At 72.2% G+C, this 12,315-nt stretch carries 10 protein-coding genes; 3 read left to right on the top strand and 7 right to left on the bottom strand.

Annotated elements, in window-relative coordinates; genetic code table 11:
• The 4 genes from ABZ371_RS20180 to ABZ371_RS20165 form a co-directional block, all read right to left on the bottom strand.
• The coding region (locus tag ABZ371_RS20180) for a hypothetical protein (protein WP_358681365.1) at positions 1 to 297 on the bottom strand (297 nt) is incomplete at its 3' end.
• 259 nt (positions 298 to 556) lie between these two features.
• Positions 557 to 1,633, bottom strand: a complete 1,077-nt coding sequence (locus ABZ371_RS20175; protein ID WP_358681362.1) for an ATP-binding protein — start codon at positions 1,631 to 1,633, stop codon at positions 557 to 559.
• Positions 1,630 to 2,367 carry a response regulator transcription factor gene (locus tag ABZ371_RS20170; protein ID WP_358681359.1) on the bottom strand — a complete coding sequence of 246 codons (738 nt, stop codon included), beginning with the start codon at positions 2,365 to 2,367 and terminating at the stop codon, positions 1,630 to 1,632. Before ABZ371_RS20170 ends, ABZ371_RS20175 begins: the two co-directional genes overlap by 4 nt.
• A 234-nt stretch (positions 2,368 to 2,601) precedes the next feature.
• Positions 2,602 to 3,285 carry a spermidine synthase gene (locus ABZ371_RS20165; protein ID WP_358681374.1) on the bottom strand — a complete coding sequence of 228 codons (684 nt, stop codon included), beginning with the start codon at positions 3,283 to 3,285 and terminating at the stop codon, positions 2,602 to 2,604.
• A 337-nt stretch (positions 3,286 to 3,622) separates the two neighbouring features.
• Between ABZ371_RS20165 and lon the strand changes: the two genes are divergently transcribed.
• Positions 3,623 to 6,049: an endopeptidase La gene (gene lon, locus ABZ371_RS20160; protein ID WP_358681356.1), complete on the top strand. Its 2,427-nt coding sequence runs from the start codon at positions 3,623 to 3,625 to the stop codon at positions 6,047 to 6,049.
• Positions 6,050 to 6,184: 135 nt separating this feature from the next.
• Here the strand turns inward: lon and ABZ371_RS20155 are convergent, their stop codons facing one another.
• Positions 6,185 to 6,865: a polysaccharide deacetylase family protein gene (locus ABZ371_RS20155; RefSeq protein WP_358681371.1), complete on the bottom strand. Its 681-nt coding sequence runs from the start codon at positions 6,863 to 6,865 to the stop codon at positions 6,185 to 6,187.
• A 238-nt stretch (positions 6,866 to 7,103) separates the two neighbouring features.
• The gene (locus ABZ371_RS20150; protein WP_358681353.1) at positions 7,104 to 7,943 is read right to left on the bottom strand and encodes a lysozyme; all 840 of its coding nucleotides are present in this window, start codon (positions 7,941 to 7,943) and stop codon (positions 7,104 to 7,106) included.
• 254 nt (positions 7,944 to 8,197) lie between these two features.
• Between ABZ371_RS20150 and ABZ371_RS20145 the strand changes: the two genes are divergently transcribed.
• A complete protein-coding gene (locus ABZ371_RS20145) occupies positions 8,198 to 8,680 on the top strand; it encodes a MarR family transcriptional regulator (RefSeq protein ID WP_358681350.1) in 483 nt (160 codons plus the stop codon).
• A gap of 34 nt (positions 8,681 to 8,714) precedes the next feature.
• On the opposite strand, the gene ABZ371_RS20140 is transcribed toward ABZ371_RS20145, so the two are convergent.
• Positions 8,715 to 9,500 carry a hypothetical protein gene (locus ABZ371_RS20140; protein WP_358681347.1) on the bottom strand — a complete coding sequence of 262 codons (786 nt, stop codon included), beginning with the start codon at positions 9,498 to 9,500 and terminating at the stop codon, positions 8,715 to 8,717.
• A 362-nt stretch (positions 9,501 to 9,862) separates the two neighbouring features.
• Between ABZ371_RS20140 and ABZ371_RS20135 the strand changes: the two genes are divergently transcribed.
• Positions 9,863 to 12,315, top strand: a 2,453-nt coding sequence (locus ABZ371_RS20135) for a nitrate- and nitrite sensing domain-containing protein (RefSeq protein ID WP_358681368.1), incomplete at its 3' end; no start/stop codon positions are given.

Below are 12,315 nucleotides of genomic sequence, written 5' to 3'. Positions count from 1 at the left end.
CTCGGCCTTGGCCGGGGCGGTGTTGTCGACCGCGTTCACGGCCGGGGAGGCCGGCGCCTGGGGCGACGCGGCCGCAGCTGTGGGGACGGGCTTGTCCGCCGCGCCGGAGGTACCCGGCTTGTAGTCGGCGAAGAAGTCCCACCAGGCGCGATCGACCGAATTGGGATCCTGGAGGTACTGCTGGTAGATCTCGTCGACGAGCCACTCATTGGGGCCGAAAGCGGCGGCCGGGTTGGACCCGGAGCCCGCTTCTTGATCGGTCGAGATGCTCGAGTTACTGGGGGACTGAGACGACACGGCGGCAACCGCCCTCTTCCGCTTCACAAGGTGATGGACAGCGGAAATCAAGGCTACGCCTCCCCAGCCGTAACGTGCAGGCCGGGCCGGTCTTCGTCGTGCACATCACATCGGAAGCCGGGTTTCGGCGCATGAAATGGCGGGAAACAAGCGGGGTTCCGCTGCACTTCGGGTACGCGAGGCCGATCATGCGGCCCCCTGGACCGTATCTCCTCCCGGCCTCAGGGGGAGAACGAGGACCTCCGCTTCGAACGAACGGTCAACCTCGAAGGTGCTGGTTCCCCGGAAGAGTGACTTGTATCCGGCAGCCGCGCGCCGATTCGGCCACACCGATGCGGCCGCCGTGCAGATCCACCGCCCACCGGGCGATCGCCAGTCCCAGGCCGGTGCCCCCGTCACTGCCGGGGCCGTGGGGGGACGGCGCCTGGCCCCGGTTGAACCGCTCGAAGACCCGGTGCCGCTCCGCCTCCGGGATGCCCGGGCCCTCGTCGATCACTTCGAGTTCGAGGGACTCGGGGTACGCCCCGCGCCGCGCCAGCACCGTGACCCGGCCGTGCGGCGGGCTGTGTTTGACGGCGTTGTCGATCAGGTTGGCCATGACCTGGTGCAGCCGCTCCGCGTCCGCGTAGGCCGTCAGCTCGGGCGGGGACACGTCGAGATGCAGATGGACGTCCGTACGGGAGTGGTTGCCGGAACCGGAGGAGAGGCGGCGCCGCGAGGCCGCGAGGTTCGCCTCCTTCAGCACACCCGAGAGGTAGGGCCAGACCTCGAAGCGACGCGCCTTCAGCGCCACCACGCCGTTGTCCAGGCGCGAGAGGTCCAGCAGGGTCTCCACCAGCCTGCCCAGGCGCTCGGTCTGCTTGAGCGCCGTCCGCATCGTCTCGGGATCGGCGGCGGACACTCCGTCCACCACGTTCTCCAGGACGGCCCGGAGCGCGGCGATGGGCGTCCGCAGCTCGTGGGAGACGTTGGCCACCAGCTCCTTGCGGTGCAGGTCCTCCGCCTCGAGGTCGTCCGCCATGCGGTTGATCGTCTGGGCCAGGTCGCCGAGCTCGTCGCGCCGGCCGGCGCCGCTCACCCGCCGTGTGTAGTCACCGTGCGAGATCGACCGCGCCACGGCCCGCATCTCGTCCAGCGGTGCCGTCAGGCCGTGGGCCACGAACTGGGTGATCAGCAACGTGGCGATCACCGAGAAGACCGTGATGAACCGGAACTCGGTCCTCGTCCGCAGGGCGACGATCAGCAGACCCGTGGTGATGAACACCGAGATCACGACGAGCGCGCCCAGCTTGGCCTTGATCGAGAAAGGCCGCAGTCCGGAGCCGGGCCGGGTCATGGCGCGGGGGTCTCCAGGGCGTACCCGACGCCGTGGACGGTACGGATGCGCTCGGCGCCGATCTTCCGGCGGAGCGCCTTGATGTGACTGTCGACCGTGCGGGTCCCCGAGGCGTCCGCCCAGTCCCAGACCTCCGCCAGCAGCTGCTCGCGGGAGAGCACGGCGCGCGGGGTGTTGGCCAGGCACACCAGGAGGTCGAACTCGGTGGGCGTCAGGTGGACGTCGTCCGTGCGCACCCGGACCCGGCGCTGCGCGTGGTCGATCTCCAGCTCACCCAGGCGCAGGATGCCGCTGCGCGGGGTGACGGCGGCCAGCGCGGCCCGCTCGACCCGGCGCAGCAGCACGTGGACGCGCGCGGCCAGCTCGCGCATCGAGAACGGCTTGGTCATGTAGTCGTCGGCGCCGACCCCGAGGCCGACCAGCATGTCGGTCTCGTCGTCGCGTGCGGTGAGCATCAGCACCGGGACGGGGCGCTGTGCCTGCACGCGCCGGCAGACCTCCAGGCCGTCGAAGCCCGGGAGCATGATGTCGAGCACCATCAGATCGGGCTGCCAGGCCTCCGCCGCGTCCACGGCCGCCGGACCGTCCAGCGCGGTCTGCACCAGGAAGCCCTCGGCCCGCAGCCGGGCGGAGATGGCGTCGACGATCGTCGCGTCGTCCTCGACCACCAGCACCCGGCGCTGAGCTCCCGGCGTGGCCGCGACGCCGTTGTGGGTGGTGTGTGTCTGTTCCATCGCCCCGCCCCTGCCCGTCCTCACGGAGGCCATTCCCCCGGAGGCACGGTTTTGTCGCTTGTGGATGTCGTCGGTGATCCCTTGTGCCGGTCAGCAGCGTAGAGGCAGGGGATGGCTCCCGGCTACGCAGGGTGGTGTCCGTCGCGAAGCCGTTACCCCCTCCGGAGGGGCGGATCGCCTGCCTCGTGCCGCCTGTGGCGTGGCGCACCGGGCCTGTGGGGTCCGGGAGGGGGTTCAGTCGGCCGCGCGTGCGAGATGGACCACGTCCGGTACACCTCGGGCAACGGCTACTTCTTCGGTCCGTACCGCGTGGAATCCGGCATTCCGCATCGCTTCCTCGAAGGCGGGGGAGGGTTGCGCGGACCACACCGCGAGGACTCCGCCGGGGGTCAGGCGCGCCCGGCAGGTGGCCAGACCGGTGGGCGAATAGAGGCTTTCGTTGCCCTCCGTAACGGTCCAGTCGGGGCCGTTGTCGATGTCCAGGCACAGCGCGTCGTAACGCTCCGTGGTCGTCCGGAGGTACTCGACGAGGTCCGTGCGGAGGATCTCGGTGCGGGGGTCCGCCAGCGCCGGCCCGGAGATGCGGCCGAGCGGCCCGGTGAGGTGCCAGTCCACGATGGCCTGCTCCCGCTCGACGACCGCGATCCGCCCCCAGCGCGGCTCCGCAGCCGCCCGGGCCAGGGAGAACCCGACGCCGAGCCCCCCGATGAGCACCGAGGGACCCGGCCTGCCGGCGGGCAGGGCGGCGAGCGCCGCGTCGATCAGCAGCCGCTCGGACCGCCCGTCGGAGGTGTCCATCAGGAAGCACCCGTTGGCGATGATCTCGTAGTCGCCGCCGCGCTCCCGCAGGACGACTTCCCCGTAGGGCCCCTCGCGCCGGTCGAGGGTGACGGGGCTTGGGGCGTGCGTGGCCTGCATGGCGCGGTCTCCGGTCTCCGGTCGGGTCGGGGTCGGGTCCATCCTTCCTGCTCCCCGGCCGCCGGGACCAGCCGATTGATTCCGCGTCACCGCTTCCGCCCGACACGGGGGGACGCGCGTGGCGAAGGGTGGGGGCGCCGGTTGCGGGGGGTACCACCGGCGGGGGAATGGGCGCGCTCCCTGTGGCGCTGTGCCCTGCGGGGGGCGCGCCCGCGGCGACTCGCCCGGAACCCGCAGGTGGGTCGTGATCGCTCAGAGCGAACAAGGCATGGGGAACATTCAGCGGCTCACATGCATTGAGCGTACATAGCTCAACTTGCCTGCCGAAGGGGAGATCATGACTGCTGAGTCCAACGCGTCCCGGGCGCACACGCCGGTCGACCTGCCCGTGCTGCCGCTCGACGACGAGGTCGTCCTGCCCGGGATGGTCGTACCGCTCGACCTGTCGGACGCCGAGGTACGCGCCGCCGTGGAGGCCGCCCAGTCGGTCGCCCGGCCCGGCGGCGGCAAGCCCGAGGTGCTGCTCGTCCCGCGCATCGACGGGAACTACACGGGCACCGGCGTCCTCGGCACCGTCGAACAGGTCGGCCGGCTCTCGGACGGAGACCCCGGGGCGCTCATCCGGGCCCGTGACCGGGTGCGGATCGGCGCGGGCACCAGTGGGCCCGGCAACGCCCTGTGGGTGGAGGGCACCAGGATCGACGCGTCCGCGCCCGACCCCCTGCCCGGCTCGGCGGCCGAGCTGGCCAAGGAGTACAAGGCCCTCGCCACCAGCTGGCTGAAGAAGCGCGGAGCCTGGCAGGTCGTGGACCGGGTCCAGCAGATCGAGGACATCTCCGCACTCGCCGACAACTCCGGCTACTCGCCCTTCCTGACCACCGCGCAGAAGGTGCAGCTGCTGGAGACGGTGGACGCGGTCGCCCGGCTGAAGCTCGCCATCCAGTGGCTGGGCGAGCACCTCGCCGAGCAGGACGTGGCCGAGTCCATCGCCAAGGACGTCCAGGAGGGCGTCGACAAGCAGCAGCGCGAGTTCCTGCTGCGGCGGCAGCTGGAGGCCGTGCGCAAGGAGCTCTCCGAGCTCAACGGCGACCCGGAGGACGAGTCCGACGACTACCGGGCCCGCGTCGAGGCGGCCGACCTCCCCGAACACGTCCGCGAGGCCGCGCTCAAGGAGGTCGACAAGCTGGAGCGCGCGTCCGACCAGAGCCCCGAGGGCTCCTGGATCCGCACCTGGCTCGACACCGTCCTGGAGCTGCCGTGGACGGAGCGGACCGAGGACGCCTACGACATCAAGGGCGCCCAGGAGATCCTCGACGCCGAGCACGCGGGACTCCAGGACGTGAAGGAGCGCATCACCGAGTACCTCGCGGTGCGCAAGCGGCGGGCCGACCGGGGACTGGGCGTCGTCGGCGGGCGGCGCGGCGGCGCGGTCCTGGCCCTGGTCGGTCCGCCCGGTGTCGGCAAGACCTCGCTCGGCGAGTCCGTGGCGCACGCCATGGGGCGCAAGTTCGTCCGCGTCGCGCTCGGCGGCGTCCGGGACGAGGCCGAGATCCGGGGGCACCGGCGTACGTACGTCGGCGCGCTGCCGGGCCGTATCGTGCGGGCGATCAAGGAGGCCGGTTCGATGAACCCGGTCGTCCTGCTCGACGAGATCGACAAGGTGGGCTCCGACTTCCGGGGCGACCCGGCGGCGGCCCTGCTCGAGGTGCTCGACCCGGCGCAGAACCACACCTTCCGGGACCACTACCTGGAGGTCGAGCTCGACCTCTCCGACGTGGTCTTCCTGGCCACGGCCAACGTGCTCGAAGCCATCCCCGAGGCCCTGCTCGACCGCATGGAGCTCGTCCGCCTGGACGGCTACACCGAGGACGAGAAGGTCGTCATCGCCCGTGACCACCTGCTCCCGCGCCAGCTGGAACGGGCCGGTCTGGAGGCGGACGAGGTGAGCCTCGACGAGCCGGCGCTGCGCAAGCTGGCCGGCGAGTACACCCGGGAGGCCGGCGTGCGCAACCTGGAGCGTGCCGTCGCGCGGCTGCTCCGCAAGGTCGCGGCTCAGCACGAACTGGGCGAGCGGGAGCTGCCGTTCACGGTGACCGAGGCCGATCTGCGGGGTCTGATCGGGCGTCCGCGCCACGTCCCGGAATCCGCCCAGGACCCGGCCGAGCGCCGCACCGCCGTGCCGGGTGTGGCCACCGGCCTGGCGGTGACGGGAGCGGGCGGTGACGTGCTGTTCGTCGAGGCGTCGCTGGCCGACCCGGAGACGGGTGCCTCGGGGCTGACCCTGACCGGCCAGCTCGGTGACGTGATGAAGGAGAGCGCGCAGATCGCCCTGAGTTTCCTGCGGTCGCACGGCGCGGAGCTGGAGCTGCCGGTCGCCGACCTCAAGGACAGGGGCGCGCACATCCACTTCCCGGCGGGCGCGGTCCCCAAGGACGGCCCGAGCGCCGGCATCACCATGACGACGGCGCTGGCCTCGCTGCTGTCCGGGCGGCTGGTCCGCACGGACGTGGCGATGACCGGTGAGGTCTCGCTGACCGGACGGGTGCTGCCGATCGGCGGCCTGAAGCAGAAGTTGCTGGCCGCGCACCGGGCGGGTATCACCACCGTGGTGATCCCGAAGAGGAACGAGCCCGACCTGGACGACGTGCCGGCCGAGGTCCTCGACACGCTGGAGGTCCACCCGGTGACCGATGTCCGGCAGGTTCTGGAGATCGCACTCGCCCCGGCCTCGGCCAGGGCGGACAGGGTCCCGGCCGCGGCGTAGGCGCCACGCGGTGACGGGCGCGGCATCACGCACGCGGCCGGTACGGACGGCCCGCTCATCCCGTGAGGGAGGGCGGGCCGTTCCGCGCGTCCGGGGGCCGTCCCGGTACGTACCGGGACGGCCCCCGGGCCGGGCTCAGGGCCGGTAGACCGTGCCCGGTTCCGGCTCCGCGGGGGCCATCAGCTGGGGCACCGTCACGAAGGTGTAGCCCTCCCGCCTCAGCGCGTCGATGATGCCGGGCACCGCGGGCACCGTGCCCTCGTAGATGTCGTGCAGCAGGATGATCCCGTCCCTGCCCGCCTGGTCCAGGGTCCGCTTCGTGATCAGCGCGGAGTCGTTCGTCGAGTAGTCCTTCGCGGTCGTGCTCCAGAGGATCTGGGCGAGGCCCAGCTCCTTGCTGATCTCGGAGACGGTGTCGTCCGTACGCCCCTGCGGCGGGCGCATCAGCCGCGGCTTCCGGCCCGTGATGCCGGCTATCGCGTCCTGGGTCCTCTCCAGTTCGGCGCGTATCTCGCCGGGCTTCCTGCCGGTGAGGATCTTGTGCGACCAGGTGTGGTTGGCGACCTCGTGCCCCTCCGCGGCGATGCGCCGCACGGTGCCGGGGTGCTCGACGACGTGGTTCCTCCCCAGCAGGAAGAACGTGGCCGGCACCTTCTTCTCCTTGAGGATGTCCAGCAGGCGGGGGGTGTCCTTCCCGGGGCCGGCGTCGAAGGTCAGGGCGATGCACTTGGCCTTGCGGCAGTCCGCGGAGCCGAACGACCCCTTGGCGTCGGAAGCGGCCTCGCCGCGGGCGGACGCGGGAGCCGTGGTGTCCATCGAGCAGCCGCCGAGGGCCAGCGTGAGCGCCGTCACAAGCGCGGCGGTCAACCTCGTACCGGACGGTCTCGTCTTCGCTGGCACAGCGGTCACTCCCCATGGCCGGCCACACCCCCGTGGTGCGGAACGCTGGTGACTATACATAGCGCGTATACGCGCTATGTATAGCGAGGGGGCGGGAAGCGCCCGGCCCCGGCGACTGGGTTCCGTCACCGGGGCCGGGCGCGCGTCGTGGACGTCAGCCGTTCGCGAGCGCCACCACGCGGTCGAGGGCGCCGTTGAAGTGGTTGTGGTCGCCGACCGTCGGGCCGGAGGAGGTGTACTGCCACATCGTGTAGTAGCTCCAGCCGGCCGGCAGCTCGCCGACGGTGGTGTTGTAGCGGGCCACCCAGAGCGGGTTGGTGGCGCCGAAACCGGAGTTGTTGCCCGTGCAGTCCTTCCACCAGCTGGTCGCGGTGTAGATCACCGCGTCGCGTCCGGTGCGGGCCTTGTAGGTGTTCACGAAATCGCGGATCCAGGCGACCATGCCGGCCTGGGTCTTGCCGTAGCAGGCCGCGCCGTACGGATTCCACTCGATGTCGAGCACACCCGGCAGCGTCCTGCCGTCCCTGGACCAACCGCCCCCGTTGTCCACGAAGTAGTTGGCCTGGGCCGCTCCGCTCGTGGTGTCGGGGGTGGCGAAGTGGTACGTGCCCCGGACCATGCCGACGTTGTAGGAGCCGGTGTACTGCTGCGTGAAGTACGTGTTCTTGTAGTACGTCCCCTCCGTGGCCTTCACGTAGGCCCACTTCACGCCGCTGTTCCAGAGGGTCGGCCAGGCGACGTTGCCCTGGTGGCTGCTGACGTCCACGCCCTCGGTCTGGACCGCCGTGGTGCCGGTGGAGCCGCCGGGGCGCTGGCCGTCGTGCGCGATGACGCCCTGGCCCATCCTGGCGGTGCCGCGCTCGGGGACGGCGGTGTCCGAGGCCGACGCGGCGCCCGGCAGGGCGAGCAGGAGGGCGAGGGCGGCGAGGAGCGCTCCCGCCGCGGCGGTACGCGGGCGGCGGGACATCGTGGTTGCGGGTCTGAGCACGGGCATGTGCGTGCCTCCGAAGGCTCGGTGGGGGGAGCTCGTGGCGCGGGGGCGGGTGCGGGACACCCCTGCGGTGCGTGCCGCCATGGTGTGGACATGCCACCCTTGGCACCCATGAAGCTACGCACGTAGACCCGGCCTCCGGAAGGGGGCCCGGCCGCCGCCTAAGGTCTACGCCTGCGAAATACTGGCCCAGCTGCGGTGATGGCCGGAGCTGAAAGAAACTTTCATCGGCTGGAAAGCGTACGAGGGGTGCTGACGTGCACGGGAGTGGAAGCGGAAGTGAACCCGGCGCTACGCCCGGGAGTGGTGTGGACCACGAGTTCCTCGCGCTGGAGCGGGAGCTGTCGGTCTTCCTGCGCAGGGCGCGGGCCACCTCGGGTGAGATGGCCCGCGAGGTCCACCCCGACCTCGAGGCCGCCGCCTACGGCCTGCTCGTCCGGCTCGAATCCACCGGCCCCCAGCGCGCCACCGATCTCGCCGCCTACTTCGGCGTGGGGAAGGCGACCATGAGCCGGCAGCTGCGGGCGCTGGAGACACTCGGGCTCGTGGCACGCGAGAACGACCCGGCGGACGGCCGCGCCTCCCTCGTCCACCTGACCGACGAGGGCCTCGCCCGGTTCCGCAGCGTGCGCGACGCCCGCCGGGGGCGGTACGCCCGGAAACTGGCCGACTGGGACCGGGCCGAGGTCGCCGAACTCGCCCGGCTGCTGCACCACTTGAACGAACGCGCCGAGGACTGAGGGCCCGGGCCCGGTGCTCCTGGGAGCCGGGCGGTCAGAACTCCACGAGCACCGCGGTCGCGTCGTCGTGCGTCTTGCCCCGGCGCAGGTACGTGCGCTCCGTGTCACCCCGCTCCAGCTCCCGCACGCGGTCGATCAGCCCCTGCGCCCCCGCCTTGCGCAGCAGCCCGAAGGCCGCCGACCAGTCGCCCTCCCGGAACGTCTCCGTCCAGCGGCCCGCCCCGTCGGTCAGGGCCGCCAGGGCCCGGACGGCGGCGCGCGGGGTGACGCCGGTGACCGCCCGGGCGGCCACCAGGGGGTCGGCGGCGGCCGTGAAGAAGCCGCCCTCCTTGTTCCGCGCCTGCGTGTCCGTCGCGGCGACCGAGGCCAGGAGGCCCGGGGGCAGCCGGTCGAGGCGGTCGTCGAGCACCGGCACGACCAGCCCGTCGGGGGCCTCCAGGAGGAGTGCCGAGTCGGAGAGCACCAGGTGCTCGACCCGCTCCTCGTCCCAGCGCGCCAGCACGACCGTCGCCTGAGGCGTGCGCGCGTGAGAAAGGTCACACCCCCCGCCGTGTGAATCGGCAGTGCGCCGAATGGACTCCGCGAGGACCTCGGTCAGCGTCAGGTCCCGTCGGGACGCCCCCAGTTCCGCCAGGGAGCCCCCGAGCCGCGCGGTGAACCACGGCACCGGGTGCACGCACCCGACGTCGCCGGCCGGCGGCGTGACGCCGTCGAGCAGGACGAGGACACCGCCCTGGCCGGACGCGGGAACGACCGCCGACGCCCAGTCCTCGTTGGGGCGTTCGGGGCTGCCCGGCTCGGTGGCGAGTTCGATGCGCATCCGGCCAGTCTGCACGACGCCTTCACCGGCCCCACGCGTCCCGCGCGCCGGTCCGTATCAGCAGGTCAGCGCGGATCGCCGGCGGAAGGAGGTGCTCCATGCATATGCGGGCGGGCATCCTGCCAAAGCCTGGGCCGAAGTTCCACCCGGCGGTCCGCGCATGACCGGACGGCCCGATGGGGAGACTTGTTCGCCAACTCCGGAGTGATGTTCACTCGTTCGTGTGGCGGAGCGGTTGATGCGCGCCCCCCTCCCAAAAGCGCTGGAATGGTCAGAAGCCGTACCAGGGGCGGGGGCGGCCTTTCACGTAACCGTGCGTCACCTCTGCTTCAAGGGTGGACGAATCAAGATTGCGAGCACCGGTGCAGAAGAAGCGGCCTCGGAGCAAGGACGGCACGCGCGAGGAGACCGGGGCGGTCACACCGGCAGCGGGTGACGGCAGGCGGACCGTCCGGGTGCGGAGCCGGCTCGTCGCCGGCGTCGCCGTCGTCGGGATCACCGTCATCGCGGCGGGCGCCCCGGCGGCCCTCGGGGCCTCCGCCGATCTCAACGAGTCCCAGCGGCTCGTGACGCTCGCCGAGCTGAACCAGCAGGCGATCATCCTGGCGCACTCCCTCGCCGACGAGCGCGACGAGGTCACGGCCCACATCGCGGCCGGCCGGCAGGACGACGCCGCCGAGGACGGCGGGAGCGGCCCCGCCGGTGCCGCGGCCCGCGTCGACCAGCAGGTGGACGAGATCCACGAGGCCGCCCCCGCGGCGCTGCGCCGTGACCTCTCCACCATCGCCTCGTTGCGCCGTACCGCCCTGACGGGCAAGGGCTCGGCGATGGATGCCCACCAGGCCTACACCGAGGTCATCACCAAGCTCCACGACCTCGCCGCCGAGCTCGCCGACAGGACCCCGCCGCGTGCCGCCGACGCCACCCGCGCACCGCTCGCCCTGGGAGGAGCCGTCGAGCAGGCGTCCGCGGCCCGCGGACTGCTCGTGGCCGCGCTCTCCGTCCCCGGCACGAAGACGGCCGACCCGGGGATCGACCCCGTCACGGGGCTGCCCGTCCCGGAACAGGACGGGAGCGACGGCAAGGACGACCGCGACCGGGACGAGCTGAGCGCCGCCGCCCAGCAGGCGCGGGTCCGCGAGCTCGCCTCCCTCGCCGACTTCGACCAGGCCGCCGGCCCCACCGCACGGGACAAACTCGCCTCCACGGTGACCGGCCCCGAGGTCAACAGCGCGGAGAAGTACCTCACGCGGCTCACCGACCGCCCCGAACTCTCCGACCCGGACCGCAAGTCGAACCCTGGGAAGGTGAACGCCGCCCTCTCCGCCCGCATCGACCGCATGCGGAGTGTCGAATCCGCTCTGGGCACGGCCCAGGTCAAGCGCCTGGAACAGCTGCGCGACGACGACGTCACCGCGCTCGAACTCCGGCTCGCGCTCCTCGGCGGCTGCGTGCTGATCGCCATCGGCGTCTCCACCGCCGTGGCGCGGACCCTGACCCAGCCGCTCGCCGTCCTGCGGATCGGTGCCGCACGTATCGCCGCCGAACCCGAGACCGCCGAGCCGGTCCGCTACAACGGGCGCAACGACGAGTTCGCCCAGGTCGTACGGTCCATCAACACCCTGCACGGAAAGCTGCACGGTCTGCACCACGACGTCACAGGCCGTCTGGAGGCGCTCCAGGCCGAGCGCGCCGAGCTGCTCGCGGGCCGGGAGGCGTTCACCGAGCAGCGCGCCGAACTCCAGGCCCGGGTGGCCGAGCTCGGCGCCCAGCTGGAGCGGCTGAAGAACACGGTCCACCACACCTTCGTCAACCTCTCGCTGCGCACCCTGGGCCTCGTCGAGCGCCAACTCGGCGTCATCGAGGGCCTGGAGGAGAGGGAGCAGGACACGGAGCGTCTCGCGACGCTCTTCAAGCTGGACCACATGGCCACCGTCATGCGCCGCCACAGCGAGAACATGCTGGTCCTCGCCGGGGCCGAGCACGGCCACGGTCCCGCGGGCCCGGTGCCGCTCGTCGACGTGATGCGTGCCGCCGTCAGCGAGATCGAGCGCTACGAGAGGGTGGTGATCCGCTCCCTGCCGCCGCACACCCGGATCGCGGGCTTCGCCGCCGACGACCTGAGCCACCTCGTCGCCGAACTCCTGGAGAACGCGACCGCGTTCTCGCCGCCGGACTCGCAGGTCGAGCTCTCCGGCTGGATGCTGGAGACCGGCGAGGTGATGCTGTCCGTGCAGGACGAGGGCATCGGCATGTCGGCGGTCCGGATGGGCGAGCTCAATGCCAGGCTGGCCGACCCGGCCTCGTTCGAGGCGGGCGAGCAGGCCGCTGACGGGGCGGGGCTCGGGCTCCAGGTGACCTCGCTCCTGGCGGCACGCCACGGTGTGCGGGTCCAGTTGCGCGAGCAGAAGGGGAGCGGGGTGACGGTCGTCGTCGTGCTTCCGCAGGCCCTGCTGCCGAAGGAACCGCCCACGGCCTCCCCGCCGTCCGTGCAGACGCCCGGTGACGCGCCCACGCTCAACCTGCCGGGCTCGGTGGCCGAGGCCAACTCCAACGCGCTGCCGCGGCGGGCGGCGGAGACCTCCACGGACCCGCTGATCGCCGCGGCCGAGCGGACGCTCCGCGACGCGGGCGCACCGGAACCCGCGGCACCCGAGCCCCTCGTGCCGGGACCCGCGACAGCGGAGGCACCCGAACCGGAGGCACCCGCACCGGCGGAGCCCGCCGCGGACGCGCTGCCCGGCGAGTCCGGCTCCGAGGCGCCGGCGGACGTGCCCGCGGAGTCGCCGGAGTCGCCGGCCGAGACCACCATGCA

The organism is Streptomyces sp. NPDC005899 (assembly GCF_040629645.1).
Classification (GTDB): domain Bacteria; phylum Actinomycetota; class Actinomycetes; order Streptomycetales; family Streptomycetaceae; genus Streptomyces.
The sequence above is the reverse complement of the archived record's forward strand: the minus strand, read 5'-3'. Positions and strand labels throughout refer to the sequence as shown.